We start from the raw sequence: 19,847 nt of genomic DNA, 5'->3' as shown, positions 1-19,847 counted from the left end.
AATTGCCTGGCAGCGAACCTACGCATGTCATTCGTCTCGTCGAGACGATGCGCTCCACCACGCCCAAAGAGAAGGCCAAGATCGTCGCCGGCGCGGTGACGGCCGTCGTCACGACGGCCATGCTGTTCGTGCTTGCGCTCGGCCTTGTGCTGTCGCACTAGGCGCGATCTAAAGTCCCCGTTTTCGCATCGAAAATCGCCTGCCCGGAACCGGCTCCCGCGTCAGCCGTTGTCGGCGCATGAGGGTCCGGGAAGAAAACCGAAACATGATTCTGCTGGCGACGGTGACGCTGTGCTGTAGCGCCGTGGCCGGGACGTTGGCGCTGTTCGAGCCGGCGCCGGGGCGGGCGCCCGATAAGCTGGTCGCCGATAGAGCCGTGATCGACCCCACTCCGCGCACGCCAGCTCAGATCCCGGTTCGGGTGGTCGGCGCGCCGTTCGAGCCCAACGTCAATCCGCGCGAGCGGTAGCGCTCACCTCGGCCAGGCCTTGCTCACCTCGGCGAGGCCTTGGCGCCCTCCTCGGGCCGGCCGTGGACACGCGCCAATTCCTCGACAAACGCGATCACCTCCGCCCGCTTGTCGGGCGGCAGCGTCAGGAACGCGCGGATGAGCCTCAGGCCCTCCGCCTCGTTCGGTCTTTCTTTCGATGCATCCATCTGCCCAGTGTCGGGCTACCGGGAAAAATATGCAACCCTTGCAAACAGCCTTGATTCGAAGCAGCCGCTTTGCTGGAATACGCGCGGCTGAGGTGGATCATGAAATGGATCAGGGAGCGCGACGCGCTGATCGCGCAGACGCTGGCTTTCGTCCAATCGGTGACCGGCAGGAAGGATGACGTCCTTCAGCCGGAGGCGCCCGCATCTGGCCCGGCCGTCGCGATGGAGATCGTCACCGTGGAGGCGGTCACCGTCGAGATCGAACCGCCGCAAGCCCCCTTTCCGCCGCGGCCCGCGCCTCTGCCGACGCGGACGAGCGGCGAATTCCGTGCCGAGATGCAGGCCCGCATCGCCAATTTCCGCAAGCACCAGGAGCGCTTCGAGCGCGAACGTGAGGAATATTGTGCGGCGACCCTGACCAAATTGCGTGCAGCCATCCGCGACGCCTCAGGTCCGCCGGCCGAATAAGGCCCGGCCAGGGCCCTACAGCCAGGACCCTACAACCACGACCAGACCAGCCAGAGATTGGCCGCGCAGGCGCCGAACAGCGCCAGCGTGAGCGGCAGGAGCATGTGCCCGCAGGATGTGTTCAGGTCGCTCGTCATGGCCGAAAACATCCGCTGATTCCGGCCGAAGAGTCCCAGGGATTCTTTTTTCCGGGATTCAGGACTCGTTAAGGACTCAAGCGCCGTCCACGACGATCACGGGCGCGTGATCGGGCGGGTGGCCGGAACCCTCCCCCCGTAAGCTCGTTAACGGGCATTCCTGGAGTCGGGATGCATGCCCTACGCCCTCTTCTGCAATGACGCCCAAATCAGCAAGTCCTATCCGAGCGAGGCCGACGTCTGGAAGCTCGCCGAGCGGAGTGGTCTCGTCGTGGACGTGACGGCGGACGACGAGCGGCCGGGACCGCGCCGGGTGCTCGACAATGATTACAAGATCGAGCCGTGCCAGGCGGCTCAAGGCGAGGACCCCGCCAAGAACAAGGCGGAGGCCGATCGGCAGTCCAGAATGGAGCTCGAGCTGAATTCCTGAGTTCCGGCACGGAGCCGGAGCGAAAGCTCAGGGGGTGGCCGCCACAAGCGAGGCTTGCTCGCCCGGCATAGTCACGCAGGCCTTGCGGCGGTGCAGCCCGCGGATGGCGCCGGTGACCTTCATGACCTTGCCCGACGGACATGAAGCGTCCTTGACGAAGGCAACTTCGTACGGTGCCAACATCAGAGGCTCGGATCTGAGGATTGTCTGTGCAGAGCACGGCAGGCAGCCGAAGAACGAGAGCACCACTGCCGACACCAAGATACGCATGTCCGTCGTCCCACCTGCCCGGTAATTGTCATATAACGCGTTCCGGAGCGCGAGTTCCGTAAACCGCAAAAATTATTTTTGCTTTACGCCAGCCCCATGACGCGCGTGAGAAGGCGCGCCAGCATCGTTTGCAAGCAAATGACGCGCCAAATGGTTCACGGAATGCAAAGAAAGCAGGCGCCGGAGGCGGCAGGCCGGCAAACGAAAGGCCGGCGGAGCCGGCCTTTGTCAGGTCTTGGATCTTCAGGTCTTGGATCTTCAGGTCTTGGATCTTCAGATCTTGGGTCGGCGCTGACCGTCAGTACCGCGAGGCGGCCGGGCCGCCCCAGCCGAAGCGATAGTTCACCCCGGCCTTGACGGTATGCTCGTCCTCCCGGCCACGAACGCCGACGATGTCAGCCGGGCCGGAGGTGAAGGTCGTGCTGCCGAAATTGTAATATTGATACTCGGCCTTGGCCGACCAGTTCGGCGCGAACATGTATTCGAGGCCGGCGCCGACCGTATAGCCGTCCTTGTTGTTGCCGGTGGTGGTGAAGGCCTGCGGCACCCCGGCGATGTTCACGCCAAGGCCGTTATTCCGCCAGGCATAACCGCCCTTGGCGTAAAGCAGCGTCGGTCCCCAGGTGTAACCGATGCGACCGGTCACCGACCCGATCTGGTCGGTGTTGGATGTCACCTGCGTGCCCAGCGGGAAGATGGCGCCATTGTTGTTGGTCGGCAGCCAGGAATACTGGGCCTCGATACCCACCACCCAGTTGGGCGCGAACTGGTAGTCGAAGCCGCCCTGCACGCCGCCCAGGAAACGCGCGTCGCTCGACTGGAAGCTGTTGTCGCCGGCAAACGCGCCGCCGAGATGGCCACCGATATAGAAACCGGTCCAGTTATAGATCACCTGCGGCGGCGTGACCGGAGCCTTGGTATAGGCGCGCGGCTGCATGTCGGCCGCTGCGGCCGGCGCAACCAGCGCCAGCAGAGCTGCTGCACCCAGCAAGATCGACTTCATGATCATCCCCGTTCTTTCATTACGACACTCGGGAAACAACGTGGCGTGAATTGGGTTGCTTCGCGGCAATGCCGGAACGTTGATCGTTCGTGACTGTGACGGCGTGGCAACAACACTAATTTGTTCCGTCAATTCGGCTGCGCAAGGCCGCCGCCACGATTTGTCGCAAGACGAAACCACCCCGTTCAAAGCTCGCCGAAATGTGATCCAGCGGCTCCGGCTCCTTCTGTCTAACACCGGGCGATAAAGGCTGCCTTTGCGCTACCGCGTCATCTTTTCCAGTTCCGGAAACGGTGCGTAAACCGCACCGGCGCAGAGATCGCTGGTCTGGTCGACCACGCGGTCCGCCCGGCCGTTGACGAAGATCACGGCCCGCTCGCGCATGCCCTTGTAGCTCCCATCCGTCTCGCGCGGGGTGAAGTGCAGGCAGCTCACATAGAACTGCCGGCCGCCGACCTCGCGCTGCACCGGCTCGGCCATGGCGGCATTGCGCACGCCGACCGGATTGTTGAGGTAGGCCCGCATCAACGCCACCGTGTCGTTCCGGAAATTGTCGGGAAACGGCTGCGGCCCGCCGGCCTGGGTCCCGCCCATGAAAGTCGGACGGTCACTGTCGCTGCCGAAACATGCCGCAAGCGCCAGCGGCAACGCCAGGATCACCGCACATCTCGCCAATCGCCCCACAGGCCCCGCTCTCCGCTCGAACAGATCAGGAGACGTTCTAGCCCCAAGCCGGGATGAAGGGAATTCGCTTGCAGCGGCGCAAACAGCGCACCGGCCAGCCGCCGACATCTCGGGCTTCCGCCCGAGGCGTGGCAACGGGCCAGGCCTGACGTCCGCGCGCGGCGGCGGGCAATGCCAGGGATGCCGCCGCGCGCGATCAGTCGTCAGTTGCGCTTGTCAGACGTCGCGGGCTTGGTCACATCCGGCTGCGCCTTCTGCGACTCCTTGGCCGTGACCTGCTTGTCGTGATGGCGATGCTTGCTCACGCTCTTGTGCTGGTCGGTGGTGACCGCGGCATTGGCGTCCATTGCCTTCGACTTGCCATCCACCTTGGCGTCCGTCTTGACATCGGAAGCCTTCGCGTCCGTCGTCTTCACGTCCGTCTTGGCGTCGGTCTTGGCGTCGGCCTTGACGCCGGCTTCCGGTTTTGCGGCAGTGGTCGCCGCCTTGGTCTGGCTCTGGTCGGCCTTGATCACCGGCGCGGCTGTGGTGGTCTTGCCGGCCTCGGCGGCGAACGCCGGGGCTGCGATCACGGAGGTTGCGAGCAAGGCTGCAGAAATGGTCTTCAACATGGTGGTCTCCTCTTGGAAGGATCATCAGGCGGCGCCCTCTCGCCCCCATCGATCGTGGGAAGGAACATAAGCGGGGTGCACTGAACCCAATCTGAAGCCCCTTGCAGGCTTCCGTTCATCTCGATGACACGTTTGTCATCCACGGCCGGGCGAATAGATCGTGCGACGCGGGAATGTTTTTGCCCGAGAGGTGTTCCGGTCTTCGGGCAATCGTGTAGGATCGCCACGTTCCATACCGGAGAACTTAGATGCGCAAACTCTCAATGCTCGTTGTGCCGGGACTCGTCGCTATGACACTGGCGGCCGCGCCGGTGCTGTCCAGCGCGTATGCCGCCGCCGGCGACGACCCTTCGTCGCCGCCGAAATCGGACACCTCGACCAAGAAGGGCAAGAAGAAGAGCTCTTCCGTCAGCGACCCCAAATTCCTCGCGGCCTACCGCACCGCCTACGCCGCGATCTACGACAAGCACGATTACAGGGGCGCGATCGACCAGCTGAAGTCGCTCAAGCGCAACGACGTCGCGGACGTCGCCAACCTGATCGGCTACTCCTATCGCAAGCTCGGCGACTACCAGTCGTCGAAGGCCTATTATGAGCTGGCGCTGAAGGACGATCCGAACCACGTCCGCACCTGGCAATATTACGGCCTCTGGCAGCTCGAGCAGGGCAACCGCGAGCAGGCGCAATACCACCTCGACAAGATCGCCTCGCTCGCCGGCACCGGCAGCTCGGAATATCGCTCGCTGGCCGAAGCGCTCGACAAGCCGACCGGCGCGACGCTCGTCTACTGAAGGCATAGACTGGAGACATCGCATCTCCGAACGACGCAAACGGGCACAACCTTTCAGGTTGTGCCCGTTCTGCTTTCTCGGCTAGCCTTTCGCACCGACCTCCCTCGCAAACCGGTAGCGCAATGGACACGTGGCTGCGATCCGCGATCGACTACATCGGCTCCTGGATCGAATACCAGCTGACGACGATCCAGCAGCCGGGCGTCATCGTGGCTTTCGCCCATCGCGGCGAGGTCGTCGCCGAGCATGCGTTCGGCCTCGCCAATCTCGACACCGGCGAGAAGCTCACCCCGCGCCATCGCTTCCGCATCGCCTCGCACTCCAAGAGCTTCACCTCGGCCGGCATCATGAAGCTGCGCGAGCGGGGCAAGCTCCGGCTCGACGACCATGTCGGCCGATATGTCGGCGGCCTCGATCCGCGCGTCGCCGAGACCACGATCGCGCAAGTGCTATCGCACAGCGCGGGGCTGACGCGCGACGGCGCCGATTCCGGCCAGTTCATCGACAGCCGCCCCTATCTCGATGCCAAGGAGCTGCTTGCAGAATTGAAGCTGCCGACCGCGATCGACCCCGGCACACGCTTCAAATATTCCAATCACGGCTTTGGCCTGCTCGGCCTCGTGATCGAGGCTGTTGCGAAGGAGCCCTACTCCGTCTGGATCAAGCGCGAGATCATTGCGCCGGCCGGCCTGCGCGAGACCGAACCGGACGCACCGCTTCCCAAGGGCGCAGCCTTCGCGCGCGGCCACACGCGAAGAGTGCCGTTTGGCGAGCGCTGCGTGATCCCCGGCGACAATCCCGCACATGCAATGGCATCTGCCGCAGGCTTCGTCGCCACCGCCGCCGACACCGCCCGCTTCTTCGCGCAGCTGGCGCCCAACGCGAAGAAGAGCGTGCTGTCGGTCGCCAGCCGCCGCGAGATGACGCGAAACCATTGGCGCATCCCGCAGAGCTTCGAGGCCTATTACGGCTTGGGCGTCAATGCCGGCAAGACCGATGGCTGGGACTGGTTCGGCCATGGCGGCGGCTTCCAGGGCTATATCTCGCGGACCTGCTCCATTCCCGCTTGCGAGCTTGCAATCAGCATCCTCAGCAACTCGATCGACGGCGCGGCGCCGTTCTGGATGGACGGCGCGATGCAGATCCTGCGCGTCTTCCAGACCCGCGGCGCCCCCGACCGGCGCGTGCGCGACTGGACCGGGCGCTGGTGGACGATCTGGGGCGCGACCGATCTCGTCCCCGCCGGCAACCGCGTGCTCGTCGCCAACCCGCAGTTCAACAACCCGTTTATGGATGCCGCCGAAATCGAAGTGACCGGCCGCGACACCGGCAAGCTCGCCTGGGCTGCCGGCTATTCCAGCCACGGCGAGCCGGTGCGCCGGGTCCGTGACAAGCGCGGCAAGATCAGCGACATCTGGATTGCCGGCGCGAACGTGAAGCCAAAAAAAGTCGTCGCACGCGAGACCGCGCGCCGGTATCCGCCGCGCAAGCGCCGGCCTACTCCCGAATGAGCGCCTCGACCTCGCTTCGGAACGCCTGCCGCGATCCGTCGCGCGAATAGAACATGTGGCCGCCGGGATAGACCACGAACTTCACGCGCTGCGTCACGAAGGCCGGCAGCTGGTCGAGCACCCGCCTCGTTGCGAAATAGGGCGTGGCGAGATCGAACAGGCCGTGCGTGACCAGCACGTTCAGCTTCGCATCGGTGGCGAGGATCTGGCGCAGCTCGGAAACCGATTGCGGCGGGTTGATGCCGCGGCCGAAATCCCATTGACCTTCGACGGCGCCGTTCAGGACTTCATATGAGCCGCCGGGCCGCCAGTTGAGCTTGCGCGAGAGCACGTCGACCGCGGCGCTCGTCAGCGGTGCCTGGAGCGCATCGCCGGAGGGATCGCCGAAGCGCGAGCTGCTCGAATCCGGATAGGGATCGAAGCCGCGCACCGAGGCATCGTAGCGTCCGGTCACCTTGCCGTTCTTGCGGTCGAATTCGCGGCGGAATTCACCGACGTCGAAGCGGCCGGCGAGGCGGCGGCTCACCGCCTGGTCGATGCCGGTGAGTTCGGCGACCTTGTCGGCCAGACGCGTGGTTGCCTCCTTGTCCGCCTCGCCTTTGACGAGGTCGGTCAGGAATTCGCCGCGCGCGTAAGCTTCGACGTCGGCGAGGTCGGCGCGCTTGACCGGACGTTTCGCTTCGCGCGCCACTGCCACGTAGCTCGGCAGCGTCGCGACATATTGCAGGAGGCTCGTGCCGGTGAACTCGCGGAAATCCAAGAGCGGCGAGACCAGGATCAAGCCCCTGACGCCGACGCCGTGCTGGAGCTGCAACTGGCGCAAGACCTTGGGGCCGCGAATGCCGCCATAGCTTTCGCCGGCGACGTATTTCGGCGAAGTCAGCCGCTCGTGCTTTTCGAGCCAGCGTCGGATCACGAGCGCGATCGAGTTGGCGTCGCCGTCGACGGAGTAGAACGATTTGCGGGCATCCTCGCCGCTCGCCACGAAGCGGCTGTAGCCGGTGCTGACGGGGTCGATGAAGACGAGATCGGTGAAATCAAGCCAGGTCTCCGCGTTCGGCTTCACCTCGGGCGAGGCCGACGGCGACAGGGCCTCACCATCGAGCGGCAAGCGCCACGGCCCGGCCGCGCCGAACTGAAGCCAGGCCGAGGACGCACCGGGCCCGCCGTTGAACAGGAACGTCACCGGACGCGTGGCGCGCTCGGCACCGTCGAGCTGGTAGGACGTATAGGCGATGTCGGCCAACGGCTCGCCTTTGCCATCGAACACGCGGATCGACCCGGCGGTGGCCGTGAAGTTGAGGGTCCGGCCGGGCAGATCGAGCGTCTGCTTCGTGGTCGAATCCGGCGGCAGACGGTGCGGCTCGGCCGCGGACGACGACGTCTGCGGCGCGCCTTGCGCGGCACCGCCGCGCCCACCCTTCTGTCCGGCCGGCGCGGCCGCCTCGGAGCGCGGCTGCGGCGCATCATCTGCGTGTGCAAGGCCGGCGAACGCGAAAGCCGACACCGCCAACACCAGGCCCGCGCGGCGGAGCGCCGGCAAAGTCGTGACCATGATCATCCTCCGTGTCCGGCCGTGACCGCCGGGGAGTCAGAAAGGTAGCGCCAAATTACGACGGTTTGGGGAATCATTGGCGGTGCGGGCCCTGAAGCGGCCGGCCGGGTTCAAATTGCCCGGTTCTGTGCTTAAGTCCGGTTGGACCGTCCCCATTAGCTTTGGTGGGCGGTCATCCTCGACAATACGGGCCTACCTCGTATAGACGAGCCCGGCGGAACCTTCCTCGACCCAGCGGCCCTGCCGAGAAGCCATGACCAAGCCTGCGCGATACGACCGGATCGCCTTCGTCGCCAGCCCGAGCAACGAGGCGCAAGCCGCCTTTGGCCAGCTGACCAGGGACTATGGCAATTGCGATCCCGATGAGGCCGACGTGGTCGTCGCACTCGGCGGCGATGGGCTGATGCTGCAGACGCTGCACCACCATATGCGTACGGGAAAGCCGATCTACGGCATGCACCGCGGCACGGTCGGCTTCCTGATGAACGAGTACTCGACGCATGATCTGCGCCAACGGCTCGAGACGGCGCATGAATCCGAGATCAATCCGCTCCTGATGCGCGCGACCGACGTCAACGACCGCGTTCACCTGCACCACGCGATCAACGAGGTCTACTTATTCCGCCAGACCTCCCAGGCGGCGCGCTTGCGGATACTTATCGACGAGCGCGAACGCATGCCGGAGCTGATCGCCGATGGCATTATCGTCGCGACGCCGGCAGGCTCGACGGCCTATAACCTCTCCGCCCAAGGACCCATCCTCCCAATCAACGCCGCCCTGCTGGCGCTGACGCCAATCAGCGCCTTCCGGCCGCGGCGCTGGCGCGGCGCCCTCCTGCCCAATACCGCCTATGTCGTGATCGAGGTGCTGGAAGACGACAAGCGCCCCGTCGCAGCGGTCGCCGACCACGAGGAGGTGCGCAGGGTCCGGCGCGTCGAAGTGCTTTCGGACAAGAGCATCTCGATGCGGATGCTGTTCGACCCTGGCCACAGCCTGGAAGAGCGTATCCTGCGGGAGCAGTTCGGCTACTGAGCGTCCTGCCGCCCCACCCCTGGCCGCAACCCTTCGTTAACTCCCGGCACGATATGGTTAACGAAGGTTGACCCGCTTTTGGCCCGGGCGTCATGTTCCGTATCGACTTCAACAAGCTGCGCTTCCTCGTCTGCGACGACAATCCGCACATGCGCCGCATCCTGCGGACGCTGCTGCATTCGTTCGGCGCGCGCGAGGTCTATGAGGCCGAGGACGGCGCCACGGCGCTCGAAATGTACAGCCATTACGTGCCCGACATCGTCATCACCGACTGGGCCATGCCGATCTTCGACGGGCTCGAGCTCGCGCAGATGATCCGGCAGCCGGAATCCAAGGGCAATCCCTATGCACCGATCATCATGCTGACCGGACATTCGGAGAAACGTCGCGTCACGGTCGCGCGCGATGCCGGCGTCACCGAGTTTCTGGCCAAGCCTATCTCGGCCAAGGGGCTCTATCAGCGCATCCTCAACGTCGTCGCCAATCCCCGCCCCTTCATCAAGACCAAGACCTATTTCGGCCCCGACCGGCGCCGCAACACCAACTCCGCCTATATGGGCCCGGAGCGCCGCGTCGGCGAAAAGCACGAGGTGCTGCAGCAGCCCTCGCTGCTCGACAAGGCCCGCTCCACCATCTAGCGCAACCGCTTCAGACGAGGCAGGCATCATGGCGAAGAACAGCGCAAAGGACATCGAGGTCAAGGCCTTCGCCACGCACCAAGTCATCACGCAGCCCAATCCGCTGCGCAAGGTCCTGCGCCGCGTCGAAGAAAAAGACCTGGACGACCCGGTCGGCCGCGCCGAGCAGGCGCTCGCGCGCCTCTCCAACGAGTTCAAGGACTGGATGGTGATCGAGGTCCAGCGACTGTCCGCCGCCTGGACGGCCGTGCAGAACGACGGCTTCACGAAGAAACTGCGCGACGAGCTGTTTCACGCCGCGCATGACATCAAGGGCGATGCGGCGACATTCGGCTTTCCTTCAGCCGCAGGCATCGCCGAAAGCCTGTGCCGCGTCATCGAGCACGCGCCCGACCTGGAAAAGGTGCCGGCCGAGCTGTTCACGCACCACATCAACGCCATTCTCGCCATCGTACACGAGAACACCAGGCTGGACAGGATCAGCGTCTCGGCCGAGCTCAGCCGCCGCCTGCGCAAGGTCGCCGACGATTATCTTGCCCACGTCAACCGCGACCGCCCCGAGCATCTCGAGGTGATCCTGGCGCCGAGCATCGCGCCGGGGGAATAAGGCTTCACTCTCTCCTCTCGTCATTGCGAGCGCAGCGAAGCAATCCAGACTGTCGCCGCGGAGGGATTCTCGATTGCTTCGCTGCGCTCGCAATGACGGAGCCTGTCTTCCGGCCCGCCTTGTCGCGAGCTTCGAACTACGCCGCAATCAGATCGTCATAGAGCGGATCGACCACATCATCCGCGACAATCTCGTCGCAGAACAGCCGTGCCTCTTCGCGCGCGGATTCAGTGGCGAAGCGGCGCAGCAGGACCATCAGCGGCTCGGTGGCGCCGCGATCGGACTCGCAATGGGTGAGCACGCGCTCGACCATGCGCCGGCGCAGCCGCGCCGCGCCGTCGTCGCTGTCGACGAAGCCCTGCTCGTGGCAGGCATCGAGCGCGACCTGGAACGCCGCAAACGTCGCCTCCGGAAGCCCGGCGCGACGGAGCAGCGCGTGCACGCTGTTGCCGCCGCGCTCGTGCAGCAGCGCCGAGACGCGCGCCAGCGGCAGATCGGCGAGTTCGGCGAGTGCCGCGTCGAACAAGTCCAGATTGCCGGACAGTAGTGCGCGCAGGATCAGGCCCGCGGTCAGCTGGCCGGTGATGCGCAAATGCCGGACCAGGCCCTGCATGTCATCGCCGCGCGAGCGCGCCGCGATGTTCATGGTGGAGCGATCGCGCGCCTCGATGGTGATGCGGTCCGCGCGCTCGGCGCTCAGCCAGTTCCGCGCCACGACGAATTGCGCCAGCGTCTCGGAGAGCTTTGCCACCAGCGCAGCACGCGTTGCGGCCGGCAGATCCTCCAGCACCAGCATCGCCTCGCGGATCGCGGCGAGATGACCGTGACGCTCGACGATCCGGTCCCAGGAGAACGGGGCGAGCTCGGCATGGGGATTCTCGATCAACTCCAGCGCGGCAGCCGCGCAGCCGACTTCGGCGATCGCGGCGCACACCGACGCCGGCAATGCGATGCGGCGGGCGACTGCGCATTGCACCTCCTCGCCGCCGGTCGCGACGATGTCGACGAGATCGGCGTCGATCAAGAGCGGGGAATGTTCGAGCACCGGCAGCGCGACCGTCGGCTGATCGGCCGACAGCGCCCGCACGATTGCGGCCGGCGCGTCGAGGCTGCGGGCAAAGGCTTCGGCCATCGCCTGCCGCACCAGCGGCGAGGCATCGTCGAGCAGCATCAGAAGCGCGCCTTCGGCGGCGATGCGATCGTCTGCAGAAAGGTCCGAGATCAGCCAGGCCCGGGCAAGCGCCCGTGTTGCCTCGGCCCGCTCGCCTGCGGGCGCCGTCCTGATCCAATGAATGAACTGCCGAACAATCATGCTGCTTCGGGCTACACAACAAACGAAAAACGATGACGCTCGTCACCTGCAACACAAAATAAACCACGACGCTTAACAAAGCGTTCACCATAACTGGCTGGTTTTGTTGATGATTTGTTAAGGGAACAAAGCCACCACGCGCGGCACACGCGACGAGCTCTCGCTGATCCTCCGTCATTGCGAGCGCAGCGAAGCAATCCAGGACTGTATCCGCGGAGAGATTCTGGATTGCTTCGCTGCGCTCGCAATGACGGTGTTGACGCAGCTGCGCACACAGTCTCGATCTTGTGCACGGACGTAACGCGGCGTCCGGAGCAAGAGCGAAGCTAGCTCGAGAACGTGCCGCTGCGATCACTGAAGAGATCGAGCGGTTGCGGCGGCCGCACGTCCGGCGTCGCCGCTGCGACCGAGGTGAGCGAGGCATTGTTGCCCCATAGTTTCTGCACCGTGGTCGAGACCGGCTGCGTGGCATCGCCGGGTTGATAGATCGAACGAAACACCGGCGTGCCCGTCGGATTGTCCGCGACATGTGTCGACGACGTCGCGCTGACGGGCGTCACTGTGCGGGCATTCGGGAAGGTCTGGAGATAGGCGGCCTTGTCCACGACAGGCGCAGTGGGCACCACTGCATTGGCACTCGCGACCTGCGTGGTCGAAGGCGTGGCGCCATACATCGCCATCGCGCTGCGGGTTACCTTTGAATTGGCCGCGCTGGCATAGCGGCTGTCCAGGACCGAATAGACCTCGGAGACGCTGCGGGCGCGGCCGTCCTTGGCGTAGAAGATCGGGCGGTTCGCGGCCGCCGCGTTGGGAAACAGCCGCGCGCCGACGGCTTGCGGATTGTCCTCGGCATTGGCGATCAATTTCGCCGCGCCGCGGACGCCCATGAAATGGGCCATGTAGAGTTCGCTGTCGCTCGGCCTGCGCCCGAGCAGGCCGGTGAGCTTGAAGCTGTTCGACTGCGTCAGCGCCGCGGCCATGGCGGAAGCGGCTTCGGGATCGTCGCGCAGCTTCATGATCGACCGCATCTTGACGGGATCGTCGACGGTGTAGGTCCCCGATGACGTCCTGGTGATGGCGTCGGCGTAGCTGCCATAGCCGAGCTGGGCACCCGCTTCCTTCACCGTGCCGAGCCAGGTCTGGTCGATGAACTGGTAGAGCCCCTGCGCGGACGAGGTGGTGGCGGCGGCCGTCGGATTGAAGTCCGATTCCATCTTGGCCGTGGTCAGCATGTACTGGAAGCTGACGCCTGTGACGTTCGAGGCCTGCTTGATCGCACCGGCGACACGCGCGCGCGACGGATCAAGGCCGGCCGTCTGCGTGGCACTGAAACTGTCGATCGACATGGTGGAGGGCCCGCCCCGCGCGGCGCTGAGCGACGCCGGCAATTCGGCGCCCGTCGTCTCACCGTGGGACAGCTATGGTTAATGCGGGGTTAATTGATGCTACGCGTCATTCCGGGGCATCGCGAAGCGATGAGCCGGGAATCCATTGAGCTGCGCGTGATACCTTGCGATGGATTGCGGGTTCGCGCTCCGCGCGCCCCGGAATGACAGCGAGCTATTTCTTGTAGACCGCGTCTGGATCGAACAGCCGGTCAGCCTCAGTGAAGACCAATCTTGCTCCCCCACCCTCGGCCTCGACCTTGCGGTAGAAGCACGACCGCCGGCCGGTATGGCAGGCCGCGCCGATCTGCTCGATGCGGATCCAGACCGCATCCTGATCGCAATCGGTGCGCATCTCGACCACGCGCTGGGTCTGACCCGACGTCTCACCTTTTCGCCACAAGGCATTGCGCGAGCGGCTGAAATACCAGGCTTCGCCGGTCGCAATGGTCTTGCGCAGCGCCTCCTCGTTCATGTGCGCGACCATCAGCACGTCGCCGGTGGCGACGTCGGTGGCGACGACCGTCACGAGGCCAGCGGCATCAAATCTGGGCAGGAAGGCGAGGCCCTCCTCGATCTCATGGGAATGAGCGGACACAGCAACTCTCGCCGGTTTGTCGCGAGGTCAGCGCGTCGTGCCTCGCACCAGGGACAGGAAACGGGCCTGCTCCGCCGGATTGTCGCGGAACATGCCGGTGAAGCGGCTGGTGAAAGTAGAGGCGCCATGCTTGGCGACGCCGCGCACCGACATGCAGGTATGCTCGGCCTCGATCAGCACGGCAACGCCGCGAGGCTTGAGGACCTCGTCGATCGCGGCGGCGATCTGCGCGGTCAGGTGCTCCTGGGTCTGGAGCCGGCGGGCGAAAATGTCGGTCAGGCGGGCCAGCTTGGACAGGCCGACGACGCGCTCCACCGGCGTATAGGCGATGTGCGCCTTGCCGTAGAACGGCATCATGTGGTGCTCGCATTGCGAGGTGAACTCGATGTCGCGCACCAGGACGAAATCGTCATAGCCCGCCGTCTCGCCGAAGGTGCGGTCGAGCACCTCGGCCGGGCACTGGTGGTAGCCTTGATAGAGCTCGTCGAAAGCCTCGACGACGCGGCGCGGCGTGTCGAGCAGGCCCTCGCGCTCGGTGTTCTCGCCGATATAGGCGAGCAGCGTCTTCACCGCCGCTTCCGCCTCGGCGCGCGCGGGACGCGGCTGGTCGGCGCGGACGGCGGCCGCGAGGAATTCGGCAGGATCAAGCTCGGCCGGGCGGTTTTCGGGCTGCCGGTCGGAGGGCTTGCCCGGGCGGATGGATTTGATTGCAGCGTCCATATCTTCTCCGTTCGACGGCCTAACGGCCGGAGTGTCACCGGCAGACGGGGCGGCCAAGCCGCCGGACGCCTGAACAGAACAGTTTCGGTGCAAAAGTCCCAAGGTCACAACGCCGGCAGCGCAGATCTGGATCACCGCCACCGCTCCGCTGGACTGTTTTTCCACCAGTTCCGCCCCTATATAGGACCGTGGGCGGCGCCCGCCAAGGCCGATCCGGCTTGGATGCGGGTGTGGACGCGTTGGACTCCATCACATGCTGAACGACATTTACAACAAGCGGATCATCGAGCTGGCCGGGAATATTCCGCGGCTCGGACGGTTGGCGGACCCCGATGCCTCCGCCACCGCCCATTCCAAGCTGTGCGGCTCGACCGTGAAGGTCGATCTTAAGATGAACGGGGATACCGTCACCGACTTCGCCCATGACGTGAAGGCCTGCGCTTTGGGCCAGGCCTCTTCATCCATCATGGCAAGTCACGTGGTCGGCTCGACTGCGAGCGAACTCCGTGAGTTACGCGAAACCGTTCGCAAGATGCTGAAGGAGAATGGTGCGCCTCCTCAAGGAAAATGGGAGGAGATCAAGTTCCTCGAGCCGGTCCGCGACTACAAGGCGCGCCATGCCTCGACGCTTCTCACCTTCGATGCCGTGGTTGATGCCATCGGCCAGATCGAGGCCAGAACCAAGCAGCCGGCCGCAGCGCAAGGCTGACCCCCTCTCCGTATTCCGGGCGAACTTGCGCACCCCAGGTACGCACTTGCTCACCAAGGTTCGCGCTGACGCGCGCCCCGGGATGACTACCGAGATTTAAGAGCTTACTTCGGCGCCGCCGCAGCAGCCGGTGTGGCAACACTACCGGTCGGCACCAGGGCTTCCGCCGTCTTGGTCGACTTGGAAGCCTGCTCCGGTTCCGCGCCGAACCTCGCCTGCGTCTTCGGTGCAAGCTCCGCCATTGCCGGCGCCGAGATATCCACGTGCGGGAGCACGTCAGCCACGAGATCGGTCGTAACCAGATTGGTGAGCTTGAGCTCGCCGGCATCGAGCTCGTGCAGGTCCTCCCAGGGCGGGACGCTGAGCGCAAGCGACAACAGATCCCCGGCGCCACCCATATCGAAGGTGTATTTGGCGAGGCGGCCGATGTCGCGCTCCACGATCATCAGGTCCTGCGCGCTATAACTCGCCGCCTTGGCATCGTCGGCGCGGTCGCCCATCCAGATCTGGTGAACCCGGACATGAGCGGCTTCCGGCACGTAACGCTTCTTGCCGGCCAGCAGCAGGAACGCGCACATGGATTCGCAATAGGCTTCCGGCGCGACGGCCGGCCGTGTCGACGGCCCGCCGCGGAGGCTCACGCCGACCGTGGTCAAAAGCCCGAGATTGCGGAAGCGCCGGCCGAGCGTGATCGCGTCATTGACGGAGCCGCCGCTGGAATCGAGGACCACGGTGGCGCCGCCGAGCTGGCGGCCGCGCGAAAACTCTTCGAATTCTTTGGGCGTATCGGCGGTGATGATGCCGACCGCGCTGATCCAGCCGCGGCAATTCGGTTCGCAGGCGACCCAGCTGAACTTCATCGGCAGCTTGCGCTCTTCGAGGGCAGCGCCGGCGCGGGCCGACGATCCGAATGTTGCGACGGCGCCAGCCAGCGCGACTCCGCAGACGGCGGTTCCCACCAGCAACCAGCCGCGAAGTTTAAGGGAGTTCAGAAGTCTCAATCTGGTTCCTTCCCCAAGCCCCAAAGCCCCAAGGTCCCCAAACAATCCCCGGTGGCGCTACCTGAGTCCATCATACAGGCGTATGTTTCTACACACGACCGTCATAAAAATGGTATCCGGGCGAATACAGATCGTCCACAGATACTTGCTGCACTGCTCCCAAAAAACACGCAAAATATGGCGTGGAAACAACAACTTATGGTTCCCTGCACCGGAACCGGGCAAAGCTTCGCTCAACATCGCAGCACAACGCACATGAAGCATTCAGCCTGCCAGCGCTGTTCCAGTTCCGTCGATGGTGTGCTCCGGCTGCCGCGCAGATTCGGCCGTGCACTGATCTGGCTGTATCGCCACACACTGTCACCTCTGGTCGGTTACAATTGCCGGCACCTGCCGACCTGCTCCGTCTATGGCGATGAGGCAATCGAACGGTTCGGGCTGTGGGCCGGCGGCTGGATGACGCTCGCGCGCCTGCTCCGTTGCCATCCCTTCGGCACGTCCGGCATCGACAACGTGCCTCTCACGGCGCCCAAAGGGGCACGCTGGTATCTCCCCTGGCGCTATGGCCGCTGGCGCGGAGTTAACGCGTCCTGACCTGCGGTGCTCTGAACAGCGCCGCCCTGACCGGAACCTTAGACTTTCCGCCCGCGTTGTCTTGATGCTCCCCACGGGAGGAAACAACAATGCGCTGGAAAATCAGCCCGCATTTTCACGTCAAGCCCGGTCCGAATCTCGATCACAGGGCACACGATCCAAGAACCATCGACCTGCTCGCCATCATCGCTTTGCTTGCGCTCGTCCTCGGCTCAGGCTGGTATCTTGAGAGGAGCCTTGCAACACAGCCGAGCACGACGACGTTCATCGTGCCGAGCCAGAGCGTGCATTGGTAGTCACCGGAACCAGTAGAACCGTCCCTGTGACGGAGGGATCGACTCCGGCGGTCGTAGCCGCTTCGGGCGCGGCGGCTTTGGCGCCGGCTCGGCGGCCGAAGTGGTCTCTGCAGCCGGTGCGGTCTCGCTGCCCGGCACCTTCACCGCCAGCAGCAAATTCGATTCACGCATGCGCCAGCGATAGCCGACGCCGAAATCGATTGGCTGGGCGCGCGTGAACAGCTCGGCGTAGCGCTCCTGGTAGCGGCCGGGGAATTCGTCGATGGGGCCGAGATAGCGGCCGAACGGGAAGAACCGCCATTGCCGCGCATTGTAGTTCGCAAGGGGAATGCCGGAATCGTCCTGGATGATGGTGGCGCTGTTGGCGAGCAACCAGTCGCGTGCGACGGTGAAATTGCCGGAGTGCAACAGGTAGGACGCACTCTTGAGCAGGCTGTTGCCGGGCCCGAGCGTCTCGCAGAATTTCAGGAAGCCCGTGGCACGTGCGCCGGAATTTGAGAGGTCGGTTGCGAAATAATACAGCGTACGCGCTTCCCCGTCGCTGCCGGCAAAGCTGATGCGGACGCCGCGCGTCGCGTTCCGTCCGGGATTGTCGCCGCCGACATGTAGCCCGCCCTTGTCGTCGAGCGCGATCATCTCGACGTTGCGGATGGTCTTGCCGGAGCGGGCGAGGAAGACATAGAGGATCGGCAGGGTGCCGTTGACCTGGTTGGCGCTCAGGTCGACCTTCATCTGCTTGGTGATGAAGAACGAGAAGCTCAGGATCGAGCCAAGCGAGCGTTCGACGTTATAGAGCGCAGCGCCGACCGAACCGCGCGGCAGCCGCGTCAAATCGGGGACCGCGCCGACCGGCTCCAGCGCGCCGAGCACGTAGGTGCTGGCTTTGGGATAGAAGGTGTTGGCGTAGAGGAAATCGGGGCCGCTGAACAAATAGAACATGGTCGGTCGGGGCGCGGCCAGATTGAGGTCGGCCCAGCTGCGGATCTTCGAGAGCTGACGCTGCTCGAGCTGAGCGAAGGCGCCGTCGAAGAATTTGGCGTGACGCTGCCAGGCCGGGTCCCTGGTGAGCAGCACCAGCGGCGAGTCCGCCGAAGGCTGCATGCCCGCAAGGAAGCGCGCCGTGTCATCGAAGGTGACGTCTGCGGCACGCGCGGACGAGACGGCCGCAGCCAGGAGGACGAAAGCAACGGCCGCAATTCTCAGGGGGCGGAGCATGTCTATTCGCGATGCGGTGATGCGGCAGCGACGACGGGCCGCCTGCGGAAAACAGCGTAAATCAAAAGGCCGGAGAGCATGACGAGCATTCCCGACAGCGACTGAAGCGGCCGCTCCGTCAGAAGGTAGTACATCATGAACGCGGTCACGAGCAGAAACACGAGCGGCGTGAACGGGTATCCCCAGGCGCGATAGGGCCGCGGCAGATCGGGATCGGTGATACGCAGCTTGATGACGCCTGCGACCGTGAAGAACGAGCAGAACAACAGCGCGAACTGGATGAAATCGAGCACCGCCTCGAAGCTGCGCGTGAACAACAGAAGATTGGCGATGGCCAGTTGGAACAGGATGGCATAGGCCGGCGCGCCGCTCACGGACCGCTTGGAGAAAACGCGCAAGGCGGGAATGTCCTCCCCCATCGTCATCATCACGCGCGGGCCGATCCACATCATCGCGCTGATCGAAGAGATCAGACCGAAGCAAATCATGGCGCCGACGATCCGACCGCCGAGGGTGCCGAAGATCGCCGTGCCGGCGACACTGGCGACGTCGAGCTGGCCGGCGAGCGCGCTGACCGGCGCCGAATGGAGAAATACCGCGTTCAGCGCGACATACAGCACGAGCACGATCAGCGTGCCCGCGAGCAGCGCGCGCGGCAGGTTCCGTTGCGGCGTCTTCATCTCGCCGATGATGTAGGTGGCGGCATTCCAGCCCGAGAACGAATACATCACGAAGACGAGCCCGATGGCGAACGGCGCGCTGACGATATGGGCGATATCGCCGGGCTGCGGCGTGAAGCTGATCGGCTGCGGCACGGCGATGACGAAGCCGGCGACCAGGAAGCCGACGATCAGCACGACCTTGAGGACGGTCGAGATCAACTGGAACGTGGATGAGTGCCTGACGCCGGTCAGTTGCACCAGCGAAACCAGCCACACCACGCCGATGGCGAGCGGAATCGCCGGCAGATCGGGTACGACCGACTTGGCATATTCCCCGAACGCCATCGCGGCGAGCGCGACCGGCGCCGCGAAGCCGACCGTGGCCGACACCCAGCCGGCGAGGAAGCCGAAGGCCGGGTGATAGGCACGGCCGAGGAAATTGTACTCGCCGCTCGAGCGCGGAAACATCGCGCCCAACTCGCTGTACGCGAACACACCGCACAGCGCGACGACGCCGCCGACCGTCCAGAGCAGCAGGATCGAGAAGCCGGACGGGATGTCCTTGACTTGGAAGCCGAGGCTGGTGAAGACGCCGACCCCGATCATGTCGGCGACGACGATGGCGGTGGCGACCGGAACGGAGACCCCGGCCCCCCTCCCGGTCAGCCGGTCCGTCCAGGGCGGGGTACCCGCATCTGATGCCGTCATCGGGGTCCTTAACCTCAGGCGCTTCGCCTAATGGGCCGATCGTGCACTTTGGCCCAGTCAATTCAAGCAGGGTTAACAAGGGTTAAATGAGGCAACGGAGGTAGGTACCTGACCACCGCCTATCGCTTCTTTGGACGATGTCTCTGGATGCACCCGGGATTGTCCGTTCCGCTCCCCCACAATCAGGACACGATTGCATGGTCCTTTCGAGCGTTCCGGATGTGGGGAAGTTTCTCCGGACGCTTAACGTCG

At 64.6% G+C, this 19,847-nt stretch carries 25 protein-coding genes; 12 read left to right on the top strand and 13 right to left on the bottom strand.

From position 1 onward, the window contains the following. The first annotated feature begins 2 nt into the window (after nt 1-2). Together I6F24_RS05785 and I6F24_RS05780 are read left to right on the top strand one after the other, a co-directional pair. Nucleotides 3-161, top strand: coding sequence for a hypothetical protein (locus I6F24_RS05785; protein WP_225151372.1), 159 nt, complete (start codon nt 3-5; stop codon nt 159-161). Nucleotides 162-265: 104 nt separating this feature from the next. Further along, nucleotides 266-469, top strand: a complete 204-nt coding sequence (locus tag I6F24_RS05780; protein ID WP_050991987.1) for a hypothetical protein — start codon at nt 266-268, stop codon at nt 467-469. Nucleotides 470-492: 23 nt separating this feature from the next. On the opposite strand, the gene I6F24_RS05775 is transcribed toward I6F24_RS05780, so the two are convergent. Then, the gene (locus I6F24_RS05775; RefSeq protein WP_167361680.1) at nt 493-657 is read right to left on the bottom strand and encodes a hypothetical protein; all 165 of its coding nucleotides are present in this window, start codon (nt 655-657) and stop codon (nt 493-495) included. 99 nt (nt 658-756) lie between these two features. Here I6F24_RS05775 and I6F24_RS05770 point away from each other — a divergent pair, with 99 nt between their 5' ends. Then, nucleotides 757-1,125 (top strand): hypothetical protein, encoded by a 369-nt coding sequence (locus I6F24_RS05770; RefSeq protein WP_036010583.1) that lies wholly within the window; start codon nt 757-759, stop codon nt 1,123-1,125. A gap of 312 nt (nt 1,126-1,437) precedes the next feature. Beyond that, on the top strand, nt 1,438-1,692 hold the full coding sequence (locus tag I6F24_RS05765) for a hypothetical protein (RefSeq protein ID WP_036010552.1): 255 nt from the start codon (nt 1,438-1,440) through the stop codon (nt 1,690-1,692). 27 nt (nt 1,693-1,719) lie between these two features. On the opposite strand, the gene I6F24_RS05760 is transcribed toward I6F24_RS05765, so the two are convergent. The 4 genes from I6F24_RS05760 to I6F24_RS05745 form a co-directional block, all read right to left on the bottom strand. After that, nucleotides 1,720-1,962, bottom strand: a complete 243-nt coding sequence (locus I6F24_RS05760; RefSeq protein ID WP_036010549.1) for a DUF6719 family protein — start codon at nt 1,960-1,962, stop codon at nt 1,720-1,722. Between the two features lie 298 nt (nt 1,963-2,260). Next, nucleotides 2,261-2,965: an outer membrane protein gene (locus I6F24_RS05755; protein ID WP_036010580.1), complete on the bottom strand. Its 705-nt coding sequence runs from the start codon at nt 2,963-2,965 to the stop codon at nt 2,261-2,263. 261 nt (nt 2,966-3,226) lie between these two features. Beyond that, on the bottom strand, nt 3,227-3,622 hold the full coding sequence (locus tag I6F24_RS05750; RefSeq protein ID WP_036010577.1) for a hypothetical protein: 396 nt from the start codon (nt 3,620-3,622) through the stop codon (nt 3,227-3,229). Nucleotides 3,623-3,852: 230 nt separating this feature from the next. Next, nucleotides 3,853-4,260 carry a hypothetical protein gene (locus I6F24_RS05745; protein ID WP_109143320.1) on the bottom strand — a complete coding sequence of 136 codons (408 nt, stop codon included), beginning with the start codon at nt 4,258-4,260 and terminating at the stop codon, nt 3,853-3,855. A 248-nt stretch (nt 4,261-4,508) separates the two neighbouring features. Here I6F24_RS05745 and I6F24_RS05740 point away from each other — a divergent pair, with 248 nt between their 5' ends. Then, nucleotides 4,509-5,051 carry a tetratricopeptide repeat protein gene (locus I6F24_RS05740; protein ID WP_036010542.1) on the top strand — a complete coding sequence of 181 codons (543 nt, stop codon included), beginning with the start codon at nt 4,509-4,511 and terminating at the stop codon, nt 5,049-5,051. Between the two features lie 122 nt (nt 5,052-5,173). Continuing rightward, nucleotides 5,174-6,562 (top strand): serine hydrolase domain-containing protein, encoded by a 1,389-nt coding sequence (locus tag I6F24_RS05735; RefSeq protein WP_225151370.1) that lies wholly within the window; start codon nt 5,174-5,176, stop codon nt 6,560-6,562. Here the strand turns inward: I6F24_RS05735 and I6F24_RS05730 are convergent. Next, entirely contained in the window at nt 6,549-8,117 is a 1,569-nt protein-coding gene (locus tag I6F24_RS05730; protein WP_036027728.1) for a peptidase S10, read from the bottom strand. The genes I6F24_RS05735 and I6F24_RS05730 overlap by 14 nt on opposite strands. Nucleotides 8,118-8,370: 253 nt before the next feature. Between I6F24_RS05730 and I6F24_RS05725 the strand changes: the two genes are divergently transcribed. The 3 genes from I6F24_RS05725 (at nt 8,371) to I6F24_RS05715 (ending at nt 10,395) form a co-directional block, all read left to right on the top strand. Beyond that, a complete protein-coding gene (locus I6F24_RS05725; protein ID WP_036010536.1) occupies nt 8,371-9,150 on the top strand; it encodes an NAD kinase in 780 nt (259 codons plus the stop codon). Nucleotides 9,151-9,242: 92 nt separating this feature from the next. After that, the gene (locus I6F24_RS05720) at nt 9,243-9,788 is read left to right on the top strand and encodes a response regulator (protein ID WP_011088265.1); all 546 of its coding nucleotides are present in this window, start codon (nt 9,243-9,245) and stop codon (nt 9,786-9,788) included. Between the two features lie 28 nt (nt 9,789-9,816). Beyond that, nucleotides 9,817-10,395 (top strand): Hpt domain-containing protein, encoded by a 579-nt coding sequence (locus I6F24_RS05715; protein ID WP_225151368.1) that lies wholly within the window; start codon nt 9,817-9,819, stop codon nt 10,393-10,395. Between the two features lie 136 nt (nt 10,396-10,531). Here I6F24_RS05715 and I6F24_RS05710 read toward each other — a convergent pair whose 3' ends face one another. From I6F24_RS05710 to folE, 4 genes are all read right to left on the bottom strand, one after another. Further along, nucleotides 10,532-11,707 carry a DUF2336 domain-containing protein gene (locus tag I6F24_RS05710; protein ID WP_225151366.1) on the bottom strand — a complete coding sequence of 392 codons (1,176 nt, stop codon included), beginning with the start codon at nt 11,705-11,707 and terminating at the stop codon, nt 10,532-10,534. A 326-nt stretch (nt 11,708-12,033) separates the two neighbouring features. After that, a complete protein-coding gene (locus I6F24_RS05705) occupies nt 12,034-13,053 on the bottom strand; it encodes a transglycosylase SLT domain-containing protein (protein ID WP_225151364.1) in 1,020 nt (339 codons plus the stop codon). Between the two features lie 214 nt (nt 13,054-13,267). Next, on the bottom strand, nt 13,268-13,690 hold the full coding sequence (hisI, locus tag I6F24_RS05700; RefSeq protein ID WP_036010523.1) for a phosphoribosyl-AMP cyclohydrolase: 423 nt from the start codon (nt 13,688-13,690) through the stop codon (nt 13,268-13,270). A 27-nt stretch (nt 13,691-13,717) separates the two neighbouring features. After that, nucleotides 13,718-14,410 carry a GTP cyclohydrolase I FolE gene (gene folE / locus I6F24_RS05695; RefSeq protein WP_036027718.1) on the bottom strand — a complete coding sequence of 231 codons (693 nt, stop codon included), beginning with the start codon at nt 14,408-14,410 and terminating at the stop codon, nt 13,718-13,720. A gap of 253 nt (nt 14,411-14,663) precedes the next feature. Here folE and I6F24_RS05690 point away from each other — a divergent pair, with 253 nt between their 5' ends. Then, nucleotides 14,664-15,119: an iron-sulfur cluster assembly scaffold protein gene (locus I6F24_RS05690; protein WP_036044037.1), complete on the top strand. Its 456-nt coding sequence runs from the start codon at nt 14,664-14,666 to the stop codon at nt 15,117-15,119. Nucleotides 15,120-15,223: 104 nt separating this feature from the next. On the opposite strand, the gene I6F24_RS05685 is transcribed toward I6F24_RS05690, so the two are convergent. Then, nucleotides 15,224-16,120, bottom strand: coding sequence for a hypothetical protein (locus tag I6F24_RS05685; protein WP_036027720.1), 897 nt, complete (start codon nt 16,118-16,120; stop codon nt 15,224-15,226). Between the two features lie 255 nt (nt 16,121-16,375). Here I6F24_RS05685 and yidD point away from each other — a divergent pair, with 255 nt between their 5' ends. Together yidD and I6F24_RS05675 are read left to right on the top strand one after the other, a co-directional pair. After that, nucleotides 16,376-16,714 (top strand): membrane protein insertion efficiency factor YidD, encoded by a 339-nt coding sequence (gene yidD / locus I6F24_RS05680; protein ID WP_036010511.1) that lies wholly within the window; start codon nt 16,376-16,378, stop codon nt 16,712-16,714. A gap of 89 nt (nt 16,715-16,803) precedes the next feature. Continuing rightward, entirely contained in the window at nt 16,804-17,010 is a 207-nt protein-coding gene (locus tag I6F24_RS05675; protein ID WP_036044035.1) for a hypothetical protein, read from the top strand. Here I6F24_RS05675 and I6F24_RS05670 read toward each other — a convergent pair whose 3' ends face one another. Then, entirely contained in the window at nt 17,011-18,225 is a 1,215-nt protein-coding gene (locus tag I6F24_RS05670) for a hypothetical protein (protein WP_225151361.1), read from the bottom strand. Between the two features lie 2 nt (nt 18,226-18,227). Beyond that, a complete protein-coding gene (locus tag I6F24_RS05665) occupies nt 18,228-19,595 on the bottom strand; it encodes an amino acid permease (protein WP_109143312.1) in 1,368 nt (455 codons plus the stop codon). Between the last annotated feature and the right edge of the window lie 252 nt (nt 19,596-19,847).

This window comes from Bradyrhizobium sp. BRP23 (assembly GCF_020194135.1).
Lineage (GTDB): Bacteria > Pseudomonadota > Alphaproteobacteria > Rhizobiales > Xanthobacteraceae > Bradyrhizobium > Bradyrhizobium yuanmingense.
This window is presented reverse-complemented; position numbering and strand designations above follow the sequence as displayed.